Below are 16183 nucleotides of genomic sequence, written 5' to 3' on the forward strand. Positions count from 1 at the left end.
CTTGTGGTGATGGGCGGATTCGAACCGCCGACACACGGATTTTCAGTCCGATGCTCTACCAACTGAGCTACATCACCGGGAAACTATTTTAGAGTCTTGTTTAACCTTTAGACTTGTGGTGATGGGCGGATTCGAACCGCCGACACACGGATTTTCAGTCCGATGCTCTACCAACTGAGCTACATCACCAGATACTAGAAAAGTACCTTTTTCGCTTAAAGCGATGCAAAAGTGGGGAAAAAAGTTGTTTAATCAAACTATCTGCCAAAGAAAATTTCATTTTTAATTAAACAGTAGTTAACAAGCTTTCTCGTGATTTAAGTTGTTAAGAAGTTTTACTTTGGCTAAGGAGTTGATTCTAAATTGTTTGCCGGTAGATTTTTCTGTGCATAAATAATACTTACGTAATTTTTTATTTCTAATAAAAATTCTTCCATCTTCCATAGAAAAAGCATCATTGTCATGAATGTCGTCTAAATAGATGGTGGTATGATCTTGTTCTTGGTCGTAAAATGCCAATGCTTTTTTTAATGTAATGTCATTTCCACTTGATGCAGAAGGATTTTTTTTATGCTCTTTTACTTCTTTGATTAAGTTGGAAGGGAAGATTTTATGGTCCAATAAAAAATCCAATAATCTTCTAAAATTACTTTTCCATTCTTTTCCATGAGGAGCAACCCTATTTTGGTATTCATCCCAAGTGAGGAGGTGTGCCACTTCATGGGTAAAAGTGATGATAAACTGATATGGATTTAAGGTCGAATTAATACTGATTTTATGGCCGTGCCCTCTTTGAGGAGGTCTATAATCGCCGTTGATGGTTTTTCTTCCTCCTTTAATAGTCACATAAATCTGATATTTCAATATCCAATGTGCAAAAATCGTTGCAGCCTCAGGAGTCGTATATTTAGATAAACGTTCTGTAATTTCTGTATGGGTCATTGATTGATTTTGAGGTTGTGCGGACTTCATTTTCATATAGAATTTATTGATTTCTTATTTCTTTATTCAATTTTTACTTGATTAGTACAATAATGTGTTTCTAATTGACAATATTAAACGGAATCTTTTGAAATAAAAGTAAAAAAAAATGAAAGGAGATATGACGATTGAAGATCCAAGGTTAAGAGCATTTAAAAGGTTGTTGGATATTATGGACGAATTGAGAGAAAAGTGCCCTTGGGATCAAAAACAAACTTTAGAATCACTTCGTCACCTTACCATAGAAGAAGTATACGAACTTTCAGATGCTATCATTGAGGATGATAAAGCAGAAATCAAAAAAGAATTAGGAGATGTAATGCTTCATTTGGTGTTTTACGCAAAAATTGGTTCAGAGACAGGAGATTTCAATGTTGAAAGTGTACTCAATTCTATTTGTGAAAAACTGATCGTGAGACATCCACATATATATGGAGATACAGAAGTTGCAGATGCTGAAGAGGTAAGTAGAAATTGGGAGTTGATTAAACTTAAGGAAAAAGAGAATAAAAATAAAACAGTGTTGGGAGGTGTACCAAAATCACTTCCAGCATTATTGAAAGCGTTAAGAATTCAGGACAAAGCAGCAGGTGTTGGTTTTGAATGGGATAACAAAGAAGATGTTTACAAAAAAGTAGAAGAGGAGTTACAGGAGCTTCAAGAGGAGGTAATAGCTAATGATAAAGGAGCTGATAATTTAGATAAAATGGAAGATGAATTTGGAGACGTCATGTTTTCAATGATCAACTATGCACGCTTTTTAAATATCAACCCTTCTGATGCATTAGAAAGAACGAATAAAAAGTTCATTGATAGATTTAACAAAATGGAAGAAAGAATGAGTCAGGAAAATGTTGATTTTGAGGCTCTTTCATTAGAAGAGATGGATAGGTATTGGGATGAAATCAAAAAAAATGAAAAAAAATAGGAACTTTTTTGTCTATATCTTAAATCTAATTGTCTAATCTATACAAAAGCTTTATCTGGATATTTATAAGTTTTTAGTCCAATTTGTTATTCGTTAATTATGGTGTTATGGTAACTTTTAACTTTAAAAAGAAAAACAATTCATCTCATTCTACAAAGCATAAAAACTATGCAGACCGTTTTGAGACTGCTATCAAAAATCTTGACTTGTATGTTGAGGAGGAAAAAGTTAGAAATAAGATGGAATTGAATAAAAAATTTGAGGGATATATCCTCTAATTCATTGTCAATCGAAAACTATAGATAAAGTATACTTTTATGTATACTGAGAAGGTTGCTTGTGAGTCAAAAACTTTACAAGCAACCTTTTGTGTTTAAAGAGATTTTGGTCTATTACTCTTCACTAGAGTCAATAATGTCAATATCCGAAATCAGTACTTTTTTGGAAATGCTCTTTCCTGTAGGAGTAGCTGCCAAACCACCTAAAGCAGTTTCTTTATAACGGTCTTCCATGCTTTGTCCTACTTCTCCCATTGCATCTACACATTCATCAACAGGAATGACACCGCTTACATTTGCAATAGCAATTTGTGCTGAAGAATTGGCAATCGCAGCAGCACTTGCATTTCTTACCACACAAGGAACTTCTACAAGACCTGCAACAGGATCACATACCAAGCCTAACATACATTGAGTAGTGATAGCTACTGCATTAAAAATCATGTCAATGCTACCACCAAGGCAATGCACAATTGCACCAGAGGACATTGCGGCAGCAGTTCCTGTTTCAGCTTGACACCCACCTACAGCACCAGCAATACCTGATTTTTTCTCCATAATTAGAGCTATACCGGCGGCAATGAGCAATCCTTCATAAATTTTTTCGTCCTCAATATTGTGGAGCTCTTGTAAAGTGACAAGTACACCAGGTAAAATTCCCGACGCACCAGCAGTTGGTGCTGCCACAACTCTACCCATGCAGGAGTTGACTTCTTTGGCGGCCAAAGCACGTGCTACCAAAAGTTTAAATTCTTCAGAAAGTACGTTGATTGGAGTTTTCATTACCTTTTTGCCTCCATTTTCGATCATTCCAGATCGTGAGGTCATATCTTCATGAAGACCTGTTTTTACAGCGTCTTTCATGACTAGGAAAGCGTTCTTTAGTGCAGCTTGGATTTCATCTTTGGTGCGCTCCTTTTCTCTGATTTCATACTCAAGAACAGGTTGATAAAGAGGAATATTTTTCTTTACACAATACTCTTTCCATTCTAAAAATGTCTCAAAAAGTACGGCCATGTTATGATAGTGTTTATATGGTTAGTATTTTTATCCCGAAATTTATACAAAAGAAATAATTCAACCTCGAATTTTCTATTTTTATGAGCAATCAAATCCTAACAGACTTCGGGAATATAGCTTTATTCGTCATAGTAGGTGTCATTTTTGTTTTAGGCGGTTTAATCGCTTCTAGTTTATTGCGTCCCAACAGACCAAGTCATGAAAAGTTGACTACCTATGAATCAGGAGAGGATCCGGTAGGTTCAGCATGGGGAGGTTTCAATATAAGATTTTATATTATCGCCTTGATTTTTCTTCTTTTTGAAGTAGAGATTTTATTCTTATTCCCATGGGCAACAGTATTTGGTGATGCAGAAAAAATAGAACAAACCAATGGCGTTTGGGGTTGGTTTGCTTTAGTGGAAATATTTCTTTTTGTGGGAATATTGATTGTGGGCTTAGCTTACGTTTGGAAAAAAGGCTTTTTAGATTGGGTGAAACCAACAACTACAGAAAGCTCTTCTCAAATCGCTAAAGGTTTTGATAAGAACCTTTACGATCAATTTAATAAGCAATACACTAAATAATATTAGTTTGAAATCTATTCATCTATTTTTTTATATAGCAATAGGGGTCTGTTTTTTTGTTTCTTGTGATCCTAAAGACGAGATCTTATCTTCTGACCCTAATATAAGATTATCGTTTTCTCAAGATACCATTTTCTTTGATACCTTGTATACATCAAAAGTGGATGAAGGGATAGATATGCCCAGTATTACACAGCGTTTTAAAGTCTATAATAGTAGCGAAAATGCCGTGAACATTGCCGAAATATCACTTTCCGATCCAGACAATGTATATCAATTGCTGATTAATGGTCAGGCATCGGATAAAGTAGAGAATGCTTTCTTAAGAGGTGGAGATAGTATGCTGATTTTTGCTGAAGCTAATATTCCACATGAAAATAACGATGAAATCCGAGAGTTTATCGGAAGTGTCAACCTCTTCACTAACGGAAACAGACAAGAAGTAATCTTAAGTGCTTTTGCAGAAGATCCCTATTACATCTCTGGCGGAGAAATAATTAATGGAAACGTTATTTGGTCAAAAGGAAGACCTTATGTGATTGTGGATTCTTTATTTGTTTCCGAGTCATCTTCATTGACGGTAGAGGCGGGTTCAAGATTAGTTTTTAATAATGATGCAAAAATCCATATAAGCGGTTCTTTAAAACTACAGGGTACAGTTGAAGATACAATTCGTTTGGAGAGTATTCGTGTAGATGGAAGGTACTTCAATTCACCTGGACAGTGGGGAGGTTTAATATTTGATTCATTGAGTAATAACAATGAGGTAAAGGGAGTTCATTTAAAAAATGCTACCTTTGGGCTCTATATTTATCACCCAGACGAAGATGATATTATTGATTTAACTGTAGAAAATTCTACAATTGAGAATATTTCTCAGGTAGGGATCAATGCTATTGGGGCAGATGTTTCTGTCGTTAATTCAATTATTAGCCATACAGTAAGTAATGCATATAGTCATTCGTCAGGCGGTAAATGTAATTTTATCTACAATACAGTCGTTAATGAGAATACAGGCTTCTTCAGAGAAGGACCATCTGTAAGTTTTGGAACATCGGAAGATGAAACAATAAATACTATCGATTTAACACTAAAGAACAGTATTATCTGGGGTAGTTTAAGAGAAGAAATATTAATTCTTGATGGGGTAAATAGTATAAGTGTAATGCATAATTTACTGAAATCACCTAGAGAGGATTTTGATCAATCAAATATTTTAAATACCGATCCCTTTTTTAAAGTACCCTATTCTTACAATTATCAACTATCAGAAGAGAGTCCTGCTAGAGATGCAGGAGTGGATGTTGTTGGGATTGAAACCGATCAAGTTGGTGTATCAAGAAACTCACCTCCAGATATTGGAGCTTTACAATATGTACCTGACCCGACTGCTGTTCCTGTAGAGTAAATAAATGCTTTTTAAATCAGAAACATAAGTACGTTTGTACTGTATAACTTTATCGAAATTGAAGAAACAAATTCTAATTTTATTTTATTTCCTATCTATCTCATTATTATCATTCGGACAGAAGATTCAGGAGCTTAAACTACTTGATATTAAACAGATGACTCAATATAAGGGTCGTTTCGATTTAAGTGGTATTTCTTATCAAGAAGATAATATTTATGTTATCGCCGATAAAAAGGAAAATAATCATATCTATAAGTTGAATTGGGAAGAAGAAAATTGGACTATTTCCCTAGAAGTAACTTTTGATTTAGGTGTTGATATAGATATAGAAGGTATTGCATTGTATAATAAGGATGCTTATTTGATAAATGAAGCCAATAATGAAGTTTATAAGGTGGATTTAAAAAATGGGAACTCTTCTAAATTGTCAATTGATTGGAGTAAATTAAAACTTCCTAAGAAGAAATGGCAAAAAAATGCTGGTTTTGAAGGGATTACCATTGACGAAGAAAAGCACATTCTCTACTTAGTAAAAGAAAGAGATCCAAGATTTGTAATAGAAATTGATTTAAAGAACAATACAATCATAGAGGAATACGATGTTAAGAAGACGTGTTCTAAAGATTTTGCGGATTTATATTTCTATGAAGGATTTATTTATGGAATAGAACGAAATGCTTTATGTATTGCTAAAATAGATCCTGTAACGCATAAGGTTGTACAGCATTTAAGTTATAAAAACGTTGCAAGCAGAGACGGAGAAAAATTATACGAACCTGTAAAATACGGTATGGCTGAAGCATTAATGATCAAAGATGGCGTGATTTGGCTCGGTTGGGACAATAATGGAGAAGAAGTTTCTGATTTTGCGAAAGAAAAATATAACCTAACAGGAAACCTTCCAGTGATAATGTTGCTTGAATTACCTGATGCTGAGTAATTAAATATTCAAACAAATGTCATTAAACCTAACTTTTTCTCACTAGAATCGGTTTGATTCATTAGCAAAACATAAAATTTGGCTGTTAAATGTAAAAGATTTTAAATTCATGTAGATATTTTCGCTAACTACTTGGATTACAAAAAAAAGTGTTATACTTTTGCAGTCCAAACCTCGGGAAACTACGTTTATAATTTAGACATGAGCGCAAGTCCTAAACTACTTAATAATAAGAAACATTGATTCTGTTATAAAAGAATTTAGCGTCAAACGCTTTAAGTTCTCCGAGAAGTTTGTGCACTTAGGCATAAGAAATCGCAGGAGGTCCCTGCGTGTAGGTAAATAACAGAACGAAAATGTTACAGCCAAAAAGAGTCAAGTTCAGAAAGAGACAAAAAGAAAGAAGTAGAAGCCATGGTATCGCGCAACGCGGTCATAGCGTTTCTTTCGGTAGCTTCGGTTTGAAAGCTCTTGAAGGTGGTTGGATCACTGCTCGTCAAATTGAGGCATCTCGTATTGCGATGACTCGTGCGATGAAGCGTGAAGGTCAGGTATGGATCCGTATCTTCCCTGACAAGCCAGTTACTTCAAAGCCAGCCGAGGTACGTATGGGTAAGGGTAAAGGTGCCCCTGCTTATTGGGTTGCTCCAGTGAAAGCCGGAACAATCTTGTTCGAATCTGATGGAGTATCAATCGAGAGAGCTCAGGAGTCAATGAGATTGGCTGCACAAAAGCTCCCAATCAAAGTGAAGTTTGTAGTTCGACCAGACTACGTAGGATAAGCTTAGAAGATGAAAACACTAGATTTAAAAAAGCAGGTGAACGCAATGTCTTCAGAAGAGTTAGCAGAGAACATCAAAACTTCTCAAAAGCAACTTGAAGATTTAGCTTATGCTCATGCAGTATCACCATTGGAGAACCCAATGCAACTTAGTTCACTAAGAAAGCAAGTAGCTCGTTTAAAAACAGCTTTACATGCGAAAGTGACTGTTGAGTTGGAGGAAAAGGTTAAAGCTGAGAACGTAACTCGTGAGTCAATCACTGAGTTTTTGAACAAATCAACGTTTTTAGCACCTGTAAACAAGAAGATGGTCTTAAGAGCCATCGAGAAAGTTAACAACTAAGATACCTGACAGAGGATCATGGAAAGAAACTTCAGAAAGCAGCGTACTGGAATCGTTGTAAGCGACAAAATGGATAAGTCAATCACAGTGCAAGTGGAAACACGTCAAAAGCACCCGATGTACGGTAAGTTCATCAAGACGACTAAGAAATTTATGGCGCATGACGACAGCAACACTGCAGGTATCGGAGATACCGTTAGAATCATGGAGACGCGCCCAATGAGTGCGCGTAAACGTTGGAGATTGGTGGAGATCGTAGAGAAAGCGAAGTAATTCCTTTTTCGATCCATCGAAAATTAATTTTTTACAATCACCAAAAAAAGAATCCTTAATAGGATAGGAGAATGATACAACAGGAATCAAGACTGTCAGTAGCAGATAACTCAGGAGCAAAAGAAGTTTTATGTATTCGTGTATTAGGCGGTACTAAAAAACGCTATGCTTCAGTAGGCGACAAAATTGTCGTTTCTGTGAAGTCAGCTATCCCTTCTTCAAACGTTAAGAAAGGGACTGTATCTAAAGCGGTTGTTGTAAGAACAAAAAAAGAAGTTCGTAGAAAGGACGGTTCTTACATTCGTTTCGAAGACAACGCTGCGGTTTTATTAAACCCGCAGGACGAGCCAAGAGGTACTCGTATCTTCGGACCAGTCGCAAGAGAGCTTCGTGAGAAGCAATTTATGAAAATCGTTTCGTTAGCACCTGAGGTACTCTAAGAGTTATGAATAAGAAATTCCATATCAAAAAAGGCGACAAAGTTACGATCATCTCTGGTAACCATAAAGGTTCAGAGGGTGTAGTACTTACTGTCGACCGTGAGAAGGAACGTGCTACTGTTGAAGGTGTGAATATGGTAACTAAGCACATCAAACCAACAGCTGAAAAGCCTGAGGGCGGTGTGAAAAAAATGGAAGCACCAATTCACGTTTCTAACATCATGTTAATCGATCCTGAAACGGGAGAATCAACTCGCGTAGGTCGTAAGCAAGACGAAAACGGTAAGTTGAAAAGATATTCTAAGAACACTGGAAAATTTATCGACTAATGGCTACAGCGACAAGATTAAAGGACAAATACCAGGAGGAAATCGTTCCAGCATTAAAGGAGCGTTTCAATTACAAGTCTGTAATGCAAGTTCCAAAATTGGAAAAAATCATCATTAACCGTGGTGTTGGTGAGGCAGTTGCAGATAAAAAACTTGTAGACATCGCAGTAGAAGAACTTTCTACTATCTCTGGTCAAAAAGCAGTTCCAACGATGTCTAAGAAATCAATCTCGAACTTCAAATTACGTGAGGAAATGCCAATCGGTGCTCGTGTAACATTAAGAGGTGACAGAATGTATCAATTCTTAGATCGTTTGATCACAATTGCTATTCCTCGTGAGCGTGACTTCCAAGGTATCAAAGATAAATTGGACGGTCGTGGTAACTACACTTTAGGTGTGAAAGAGCAGATCATTTTCCCAGAGATCAAAATTGATCAAGTAAAGAAAGTGACAGGTATGGACATCACGTTCACTACTTCTGCAAACACTGATGAAGAAGCTTATGAGCTTCTGAAATTATTTGGAATGCCTTTTAAGAAAAAGTAGTAAACACGAAAAATTATGGCAAGAGAAGCGATAAAAGCTAGAGAGCGTAAGCGTGAAAGACTTGTTGCAAAATATGCAGCAAAACGTAAAGCGTTAAAAGAAGCAGGTGACTGGGAAGGTTTAGATGCCCTACCAAAGAACTCTTCACCGGTTCGTTTACACAATCGTTGTAAATTAACTGGACGTCCAAAAGGTTACATGCGTAAGTTTGGTATTTCACGTGTTACATTCCGTGAAATGGCATCAGCAGGTAAAATCCCAGGCGTTACAAAATCGAGCTGGTAATTAAAATTTAGGAACCTACGACATTTAGTGTTGTAAAAATATTTGCAAGCAATGGCAATGACAGATCCTATAGCGGACTACCTTACGAGACTTAGAAATGCGATCAGCGCTAACAAGCGTATCGTAGAAGTTCCTGCTTCTAACATTAAGAAGCAGATGACTAAGGTACTGCATGAGAAAGGCTTCGTTCAAGGCTACAAGTTTGAGGATGGTGTAAATACTCAAGGCGTAATTAAAATCGCTTTGAAATACCACCCAGTAACTAAGCAACCTGCGGTTGTTGACTTAGAGCGTGTTTCACGTCCAGGTCTCCGTAAGTATGCTAACGCTAAGAGCATGCCGCGTGTATTAAACGGTTTAGGTATCGCAATCCTTTCTACTTCGAAAGGTGTGATGACTGACAAAGAAGCACGCGAATTAAACGTTGGTGGAGAGATTCTTTGCTACGTATACTAAGAGTAATAGAAATACTTTTATTAAATAATTGGCTGACCGCTTTCCTTAGTCGAAAGCCTTAAGCCTAAATAGTAAAAACCATGTCAAGAATTGGTAAAAAACCTGTTACTATCCCTTCAGGTGTTGAGGTAAAAGTTACTGACGCTAATGTGTTAGTAGTGAAAGGCCCTAAAGGTGAGTTACAACAGGAAATCAACAAAGACATCAATATTGAGATTGAAGGTTCTGAAGTACGTTTCGTACGTCCATCAGATCATAAAGACCACCGTTCATTACACGGTCTTTATAGAGCTTTAACTCAAAACATGGTGACTGGTGTGTCTGAAGGATACAAAAAGTCATTAGAGTTAATTGGTGTTGGTTTTAAAGCATCGGTACAAGGTCAATTATTAGACCTTGATCTTGGTTATTCACACCGTATCCTTTTCCAAGTTCCAGCGGAAATCAAGGTGAGTGCTGAAACAGCTAAAGGTAAAGCTCCAGTTGTTACTATCGAAGGTGTCGATAAGCAATTAGTTGGACAAGTAGCTGCAAAAGTTCGCTCATTCAGAAAGCCAGAACCATACAAAGGTAAAGGCGTGAAGTATGTTGGTGAAGAGATTAGAAGAAAAGCAGGTAAAGCTGCTGGTAAAAAATAACAAGTATGGCCACTAAGAAAGATCTGAGAAGACTGAGAATCAAAAGGGGCATTCGTAAGAAGATTTCTGGTACGCCAGAACGTCCTAGACTCTCTGTATATAAGAGTAACACTGCAATCTATGTGCAGTTGATCGACGACCTAAACGGCCGTACTGTTGTTGCCACAAGCTCTCGTGAGATTAATGCTGATAGCAAATCTGCGAATATTGCTTTGGCTTCAGAAGTAGGCAAAAAGGTTGCTGAAAAAGCTACAGCTGCTGGTATCTCTACGGTTGTATTTGACCGTAACGGTTACCTTTACCACGGTAAAGTGAAGGCGTTAGCAGAAGGTGCTAGAGAAGGTGGTTTGAAATTCTAAAGAAGTTGTCAGAGATGAAACAGAACGTAACAAAAGTAAAATCAGCCGATCTAGAACTTACAGAAAAAGTTGTTGCTATTAAGCGTGTTGCTAAAGTAGTAAAAGGTGGTAGACGCTTCAGCTTTTCTGCTATCGTAGTTGTAGGTAACGGTGATGGTGTTGCAGGTTATGGTTTAGGTAAAGCTAACGAAGTAACTGATGCAATCACTAAAGGCATCGACGACGCTAAGAAAAACCTTATGAAGGTTCCAGTATTGAAAGGTACTGTACCACACCCTCAAAAAGGTAAGTTCGGTGGCGGACGCGTGCTAATCAAACCTGCTTCTGCAGGTACTGGTGTTATCGCAGGTGGTGCGATGCGTGCAGTGCTTGAATCAGCAGGTGTTCATGACGTATTGGCAAAGTCGCAAGGTTCTTCTAACCCACACAACGTGGTTAAAGCAACTTTCGACGCGTTACTAAAAATGCGTGATCCACGCATGGTAGCGGAGCAACGCGGCGTGAAATTGAGCAAAGTTTTTAACGGCTAATCAAAAATTTAATCTGTTATGGCAAAGATCCGTATTACTCAGGTTAGATCGTTGATCGGTCGTCCTGAAAGACAAAAACGCACAATTAAAGCACTTGGTTTAGGAAAAATCAACAAAACTGTGGAAAAAGAAGTAAATCCACAGATCCTTGGCATGGTTAAGGCAGTTGATCACCTAATCAGTGTTGAAGAGTTGTAAATTCTTTGTACTTTTGCACAAGGCATTAGTACTTTAAAGGTATTAATTGGGAAACAGTCATGAAACTGCATACACTAAGTCCTGCGAAAGGCGGTAAAGTTCGCCAAAATAAGCGCGTAGGTCGTGGACAAGGCTCAGGCCGTGGTGGCACATCAACACGTGGTCACAAAGGTGCTAAGTCTCGTTCTGGTTACAGCCAGAAGTTTGGCTTCGAAGGAGGTCAAATGCCATTACAGCGTCGCGTGCCTAAATTTGGCTTCAAAGCTCCTTTCAGAGTTGAGTATAGCGTAATCAACTTGGATGATATCCAAAAGATCGCTACAGAGAAAGGAATTACTACTTTCGCATTTGAGACATTCGTGGAGTTAGGCGTTGTTGCTAAGAACGGTTTAGTTAAAGTTCTTGGTAATGGTGAGCTAACTGCAACAGTAGAGATTTCGGCGAACGCTTTCTCTGCATCTGCTAAAGAGGCAATCGAAAAAGCAGGCGGAAAAGCGATTACATTGTAAGAAGCTATGAATAAGTTTGTCAAGACACTGAAGAACATTTTTTCAATCGAGGAGCTCAGAGATAGGATTTTCTACACTCTGGGTTTCCTAGCGATTTTTAGATTGGGGTCGTATATCGTCCTTCCAGGAGTTGATCCAAGTGCACTATCTGATTCATCAGGTGGTCTTTTGGGGATGTTAAACATCTTTTTAGGTGGAGCATTTACGCGTGCTTCTATCTTCGCTCTTGGTATTATGCCTTACATTTCGGCATCCATTGTGATCCAATTGTTAGGTATGGCTGTCCCTTACTTCCAGCGTTTGCAGAAGGAAGGAGAGTCAGGACGTAAGCGCATGAACCAAATTACGCGTGTTTTGACGATCGTGATTACTTTAGCACAAGGATCAGGGTATTTATACTCTACAATCCCTAATGAAGCTATCGTAATCAGCCAGTCATTATTTTACCCAGCGTCAATGATTATTTTGACTGCGGGTACAGTTTTCTGTATGTGGCTTGGTGAGAAAATCACGGAGAAAGGAATTGGAAACGGTATTTCAATGCTGATCATGATCGGTATTATTTCAGGTTTTCCAACGGCAATTGTTCAAGAATTCCAAACACAGGGATTCAGTATCATTTTGGTAGTTGAATTAGTTGCTTTATTCTTTATCGTAATGGGAGTTGTTTTATTAAACGCTGCCGTTCGTAAAGTACCAGTGCAATACGCACGTCAAGTTGTTGGTGCTGGAGGTAAGAAGCGTACGCTTGCTACAGGTCAACGTTCATACATTCCCTTAAAAGTGAATGCTGCGAACGTGATGCCTATTATCTTCGCTCAATCGCTTATGTTCCTTCCTTCATTGATTGCTGGTGTTTGGGCAGACGATAGTGATGCCGCTAGATGGGTAATGCAGAATTTCTCTGATTACACATCTTTTGCGTATAATTTCACTTTCGGTATGCTTATTCTTATTTTCACTTATTTCTATACTGCTATCACGATCAATCCTGATCAAATGGCAGAAGATTTAAAGAGAAATAACGCATTTGTTCCAAATGTCAAGCCAGGTGAAGAGACTTCAAGTTTTGTAAGTTGGATTCTAGATCGTATTACTTTACCTTCAGCTATCTACTTAGCAGTAGTAGCTATCTTACCTGCTTTTGCAAGTATGTTAGGTGTAAGTTCAGCCTTCTCAAGATTCTATGGTGGTACATCATTAATCATTATGGTAGGTGTGATCTTGGATACATTACAACAAATTGAATCGTACTTGCTAATGCAAAACTATGATTCAATGATGAAGTCTGGTAATATCAAAGGCCGCCAAAATGTGGCAACAGTCTAATGGTATACTACAAAACAGAAGAAGAGATCGAACTTATGCGCAAATCGGCTGATTTACTCGGTCGTGCTCATGGTGAGGTCGCAAAAAATATTAAAGAAGGGGTTAGCCTTAATGCTTTGGATAAAATCGCTCAAGAATTTATCCAGGATAATGGGGCTTACCCCTCATTCTTGAATTATAATGGGTTTCCTGGTACATTATGCATGTCATTAAATGACGTTATTGTACATGGTTTACCATCTGATTATGTGATTAAGAGTGGTGATGTCATATCTTTAGATTGTGGTGTCCTACTTGACGGTTTTCATTCAGATAGTGCCTATACTTATCCTGTAGGAGAAGTAGATGCTGAAACAATGAAACTTTTAAAGGTTACTCAAGAGTGCCTTCAAAAGGGAGTTGAGGAATGCAAAATCAATAACAGAATTGGTGATATCAGCCACGCAGTGCAGCAACACGCTGAAATGCATGGTTATGGCGTAGTTAGAGAATTGGTGGGTCATGGTCTAGGTAAAAACTTACATGAAAAGCCAGAAGTACCTAATTACGGTAAACGAGGAAGAGGTTTAAAAATCAAAGATGGATTGGTAATCGCAATTGAGCCTATGATCAATATGGGAACAAGAGCGATCACACAAGACCGTGATGGTTGGACAATCCGTACAAGAGATCGTAAACCTTCCGCTCATTATGAACATACAGTGGCTATTGTAAATGGTCAAACTGAAGTGTTGACAACATTCAAGTACATTGAGGAAGTATATCCATTTTAATTAATAATCAAATGCCAAAACAATCAAACATTACCCAAGACGGTACGATCGTAGAGGCACTTTCTAACGCCATGTTCCGTGTGGAGTTGAAGAATGGACACCAGGTAATAGCACATATTTCTGGTAAGATGCGTATGCACTACATTCGTATTCTCCCTGGTGATAAAGTGCGTTTGGAAATGTCACCTTACGATCTTACTAAAGGAAGAATTGTTTATAGATATAAATAATTCAAAAAAATGTCTATCTTTGCACGCCCGTATTTAATTTTATTCATTTAAGTTAACATACGGAAACAAAATAAGGGAATTATTCCCTCTATTTTTGCATTTAAGAAGGTAGGTTATGTGCATGTGATGTTTTTTATATGGATAAACTGAGCATGGATAGGCGACTTTCGGGTGCCTTGACATTTTAAATCAAGGATTTATAACGTTTTCTAAACAATTGGAGCAATGAAAGTCAAAGCTTCTATCAAAAAACGCAGTGCGGACGATAAGATCATCCGCCGCAAAGGCAAATTGTACGTTATCAACAAGAAAAACCCTAGACATAAACAACGTCAAGGTTAATTGTTAGTACAATAAGCGATAGTTAAAATTTAGTTTTACAAAGTAACCGTTCACAGTAAAACATGGCACGTATTGCAGGTGTTGACATCCCAAATAACAAAAGAGGTGTAATTGCATTAACTTACATCTTTGGAATTGGTAGAGCGTCAGCGGCAGATATCCTTGCTGAAGCAGAAGTAAGCCAGGATAAAAAAGTTCAAGATTGGACTGACGAAGAATCACAAAAGATTCGTGAGCTTATTACAGAAGGTCACAAAATCGAAGGTGAGTTAAAATCAGAGATTCAATTAAACATCAAACGTTTAATGGATATCGGATGTTACAGAGGTCTTCGTCACAGAAGAGGTTTGCCAGTTCGTGGTCAACATACCAAGAACAACTCACGTACTCGTAAGGGTAAGCGTAAGACAGTTGCAAACAAGAAGAAATAATTTAGTTTTTAGCGCTTAAGCTGAACAATAAGAATTATGGCTCAAAGAAGAAAAAACGAAAAAGCGAAGAAAAGAGTAGTTAATGTTACTCAGGAGGGAGAAGTACATATCAAAGCTTCTTTTAACAACATTATCATCTCTTTCACCAACAAAGAAGGACAAGTGATTTCTTGGTCTTCAGCTGGTAAAATGGGCTTCAGAGGCTCAAAGAAAAACACTCCTTACGCTGCACAACAAGCGTCATCAGATGCTGCTAAAGTAGCTTATGACTTAGGTATGCGTAAAGCAGAGGTTTTTGTTAAAGGTCCAGGATCAGGTCGTGAAGCGGCTATCCGTACCGTACAAAACTCAGGTATCGAAGTAACAATCATCAAAGATGTTACTCCTCTACCTCACAACGGTTGTCGTCCTCCAAAGAGAAGAAGAGTCTGATACGACCTTCTCATCTTTTTGAGAATACAATCATTGAGTGTGTTAAAACATTATTTGTAAGGTCTGTCGTCTTAAGCCACGGCAGAGATCATTAGCACCTCCTGAATTAAATTATTATAGACACTCCTAAAATTCTAGAGAAAAATGGCTAGATATACAGGGCCTACGTCGAAGATTGCTAGAAAGTTTAATGATCCAATCTTCGGGGCATGCAAGGAACTTAAGAAAAAGGCGTATCCTCCAGGACAGCACGGTAAAAACAGACGTCGTAAGCAGTCTGAATATGCTATCCAGCTTGCTGCTAAGCAGAAAGCTAAATACACTTACGGTGTATTAGAGCGTCAGTTCCGCAACGTTTTCGAAAAAGCTGCCAACAAATCAGGCATCACAGGTACTAACTTGCTTCAATTGTTAGAAGCTAGATTAGACAACACAGTATACCGTTTAGGTTTCGCTCCTACTCGTCGTGCTGCTCGTCAGTTAGTATCACACAAACACATTACTGTGAACGGTAAAGTAGTGAATATTCCTTCATATACTTTGAAGTTTGGTGACGTAATTGGTGTTCGTGCTAAGTCACAAACAAACAAAGTGATCAAGGAAGCAACTTCTGGTAAACAACGTACTGCATACTCTTGGTTAGAATATAACTCAGAGAATATGACAGGTAGATTCGTTCAGTTCCCAGAACGTGATGAAATTCCTGAACAAATTCAAGAGCAACTTATCGTCGAGTTGTACTCTAAGTAATATAGATCTTTGGAAAAAGCTTCTAAGAAGATTATCTTTAATTTTCTTAGGAGCTTTTCGTATGAGCTCTTATTAAATTTATT

General features: G+C 37.7%; 27 protein-coding genes and 2 tRNA genes. 25 read left to right on the forward strand and 4 right to left on the reverse strand.

Annotated elements, in window-relative coordinates; genetic code table 11:
* Positions 1-4: 4 nt before the first annotated feature.
* The 3 genes from IC221_RS02200 to IC221_RS02210 all read right to left on the reverse strand — a co-directional run bounded on the left by IC221_RS02200 (position 5) and on the right by IC221_RS02210 (position 972).
* Positions 5-77, reverse strand: a tRNA-Phe gene (locus tag IC221_RS02200).
* Positions 78-116: 39 nt separating this feature from the next.
* Positions 117-189 (reverse strand) — tRNA-Phe (locus tag IC221_RS02205).
* A gap of 108 nt (positions 190-297) precedes the next feature.
* Positions 298-972 (reverse strand): SprT-like domain-containing protein, encoded by a 675-nt coding sequence (locus IC221_RS02210; RefSeq protein ID WP_188167410.1) that lies wholly within the window; start codon positions 970-972, stop codon positions 298-300.
* A gap of 118 nt (positions 973-1090) precedes the next feature.
* Here IC221_RS02210 and mazG point away from each other — a divergent pair, with 118 nt between their 5' ends.
* Both mazG and IC221_RS02220 read left to right on the forward strand, forming a co-directional pair.
* Positions 1091-1909: a nucleoside triphosphate pyrophosphohydrolase gene (mazG, locus tag IC221_RS02215; protein ID WP_223241268.1), complete on the forward strand. Its 819-nt coding sequence runs from the start codon at positions 1091-1093 to the stop codon at positions 1907-1909.
* Positions 1910-2016: 107 nt separating this feature from the next.
* Complete coding sequence (locus IC221_RS02220) at positions 2017-2187, forward strand: hypothetical protein (protein ID WP_156152273.1); 171 nt, start codon at positions 2017-2019, stop codon at positions 2185-2187.
* A 114-nt stretch (positions 2188-2301) separates the two neighbouring features.
* Here IC221_RS02220 and sdaAA read toward each other — a convergent pair whose 3' ends face one another.
* On the reverse strand, positions 2302-3204 hold the full coding sequence (gene sdaAA / locus IC221_RS02225; protein ID WP_188167411.1) for an L-serine ammonia-lyase, iron-sulfur-dependent, subunit alpha: 903 nt from the start codon (positions 3202-3204) through the stop codon (positions 2302-2304).
* Between the two features lie 83 nt (positions 3205-3287).
* On the opposite strand from sdaAA, the gene IC221_RS02230 reads away from it, so the two are divergent.
* From IC221_RS02230 to rpsD, 23 genes are all read left to right on the forward strand, one after another.
* Positions 3288-3773 carry an NADH-quinone oxidoreductase subunit A gene (locus IC221_RS02230; RefSeq protein WP_188167412.1) on the forward strand — a complete coding sequence of 162 codons (486 nt, stop codon included), beginning with the start codon at positions 3288-3290 and terminating at the stop codon, positions 3771-3773.
* 7 nt (positions 3774-3780) lie between these two features.
* Complete coding sequence (locus tag IC221_RS02235; RefSeq protein WP_188167413.1) at positions 3781-5181, forward strand: choice-of-anchor Q domain-containing protein; 1401 nt, start codon at positions 3781-3783, stop codon at positions 5179-5181.
* A 157-nt stretch (positions 5182-5338) separates the two neighbouring features.
* A complete protein-coding gene (locus tag IC221_RS02240; protein ID WP_188167414.1) occupies positions 5339-6124 on the forward strand; it encodes an SdiA-regulated domain-containing protein in 786 nt (261 codons plus the stop codon).
* A 356-nt stretch (positions 6125-6480) separates the two neighbouring features.
* A complete protein-coding gene (gene rplP / locus IC221_RS02245; RefSeq protein WP_044203083.1) occupies positions 6481-6906 on the forward strand; it encodes a 50S ribosomal protein L16 in 426 nt (141 codons plus the stop codon).
* 9 nt (positions 6907-6915) lie between these two features.
* A complete protein-coding gene (gene rpmC / locus IC221_RS02250) occupies positions 6916-7248 on the forward strand; it encodes a 50S ribosomal protein L29 (protein ID WP_063768999.1) in 333 nt (110 codons plus the stop codon).
* An 18-nt stretch (positions 7249-7266) separates the two neighbouring features.
* Complete coding sequence (gene rpsQ, locus IC221_RS02255; protein ID WP_044203085.1) at positions 7267-7521, forward strand: 30S ribosomal protein S17; 255 nt, start codon at positions 7267-7269, stop codon at positions 7519-7521.
* Between the two features lie 71 nt (positions 7522-7592).
* The gene (rplN, locus tag IC221_RS02260) at positions 7593-7961 is read left to right on the forward strand and encodes a 50S ribosomal protein L14 (protein ID WP_044203087.1); all 369 of its coding nucleotides are present in this window, start codon (positions 7593-7595) and stop codon (positions 7959-7961) included.
* Positions 7962-7966: 5 nt separating this feature from the next.
* Positions 7967-8290: a 50S ribosomal protein L24 gene (gene rplX, locus IC221_RS02265; RefSeq protein WP_188167415.1), complete on the forward strand. Its 324-nt coding sequence runs from the start codon at positions 7967-7969 to the stop codon at positions 8288-8290.
* Entirely contained in the window at positions 8290-8838 is a 549-nt protein-coding gene (rplE, locus tag IC221_RS02270) for a 50S ribosomal protein L5 (protein ID WP_044203091.1), read from the forward strand. Before rplX ends, rplE begins: the two co-directional genes overlap by 1 nt.
* A gap of 15 nt (positions 8839-8853) precedes the next feature.
* A complete protein-coding gene (gene rpsN, locus IC221_RS02275) occupies positions 8854-9123 on the forward strand; it encodes a 30S ribosomal protein S14 (protein ID WP_044203093.1) in 270 nt (89 codons plus the stop codon).
* A gap of 57 nt (positions 9124-9180) precedes the next feature.
* Entirely contained in the window at positions 9181-9579 is a 399-nt protein-coding gene (gene rpsH, locus IC221_RS02280) for a 30S ribosomal protein S8 (RefSeq protein ID WP_062619153.1), read from the forward strand.
* 80 nt (positions 9580-9659) lie between these two features.
* Positions 9660-10217 (forward strand): 50S ribosomal protein L6, encoded by a 558-nt coding sequence (gene rplF, locus IC221_RS02285; protein ID WP_169654179.1) that lies wholly within the window; start codon positions 9660-9662, stop codon positions 10215-10217.
* A gap of 5 nt (positions 10218-10222) precedes the next feature.
* Positions 10223-10576 (forward strand): 50S ribosomal protein L18, encoded by a 354-nt coding sequence (gene rplR / locus IC221_RS02290; protein ID WP_188167416.1) that lies wholly within the window; start codon positions 10223-10225, stop codon positions 10574-10576.
* 5 nt (positions 10577-10581) lie between these two features.
* Positions 10582-11106 carry a 30S ribosomal protein S5 gene (gene rpsE, locus IC221_RS02295; RefSeq protein WP_052444226.1) on the forward strand — a complete coding sequence of 175 codons (525 nt, stop codon included), beginning with the start codon at positions 10582-10584 and terminating at the stop codon, positions 11104-11106.
* 18 nt (positions 11107-11124) lie between these two features.
* On the forward strand, positions 11125-11304 hold the full coding sequence (rpmD, locus tag IC221_RS02300) for a 50S ribosomal protein L30 (RefSeq protein WP_044203100.1): 180 nt from the start codon (positions 11125-11127) through the stop codon (positions 11302-11304).
* Between the two features lie 59 nt (positions 11305-11363).
* Complete coding sequence (gene rplO, locus IC221_RS02305) at positions 11364-11813, forward strand: 50S ribosomal protein L15 (RefSeq protein ID WP_044203102.1); 450 nt, start codon at positions 11364-11366, stop codon at positions 11811-11813.
* 6 nt (positions 11814-11819) lie between these two features.
* Positions 11820-13142, forward strand: coding sequence for a preprotein translocase subunit SecY (secY, locus tag IC221_RS02310; protein WP_044203103.1), 1323 nt, complete (start codon positions 11820-11822; stop codon positions 13140-13142).
* Positions 13142-13915 carry a type I methionyl aminopeptidase gene (map, locus tag IC221_RS02315; RefSeq protein ID WP_188167417.1) on the forward strand — a complete coding sequence of 258 codons (774 nt, stop codon included), beginning with the start codon at positions 13142-13144 and terminating at the stop codon, positions 13913-13915. Before secY ends, map begins: the two co-directional genes overlap by 1 nt.
* 11 nt (positions 13916-13926) lie before the next feature.
* On the forward strand, positions 13927-14145 hold the full coding sequence (gene infA, locus IC221_RS02320) for a translation initiation factor IF-1 (protein ID WP_044203105.1): 219 nt from the start codon (positions 13927-13929) through the stop codon (positions 14143-14145).
* A gap of 225 nt (positions 14146-14370) precedes the next feature.
* Positions 14371-14487, forward strand: a complete 117-nt coding sequence (gene rpmJ, locus IC221_RS02325; protein ID WP_082026427.1) for a 50S ribosomal protein L36 — start codon at positions 14371-14373, stop codon at positions 14485-14487.
* A 62-nt stretch (positions 14488-14549) separates the two neighbouring features.
* On the forward strand, positions 14550-14918 hold the full coding sequence (rpsM, locus tag IC221_RS02330; protein ID WP_044203106.1) for a 30S ribosomal protein S13: 369 nt from the start codon (positions 14550-14552) through the stop codon (positions 14916-14918).
* A 36-nt stretch (positions 14919-14954) separates the two neighbouring features.
* Positions 14955-15350, forward strand: a complete 396-nt coding sequence (rpsK, locus tag IC221_RS02335; protein WP_044203107.1) for a 30S ribosomal protein S11 — start codon at positions 14955-14957, stop codon at positions 15348-15350.
* A 144-nt stretch (positions 15351-15494) separates the two neighbouring features.
* The gene (rpsD, locus tag IC221_RS02340; protein ID WP_188167418.1) at positions 15495-16100 is read left to right on the forward strand and encodes a 30S ribosomal protein S4; all 606 of its coding nucleotides are present in this window, start codon (positions 15495-15497) and stop codon (positions 16098-16100) included.
* Positions 16101-16183: the final 83 nt, after the last annotated feature.

This window comes from Flammeovirga sp. EKP202 (assembly GCF_014534745.1).
In the GTDB taxonomy this organism is placed as follows: Bacteria; Bacteroidota; Bacteroidia; order Cytophagales; family Flammeovirgaceae; genus Flammeovirga.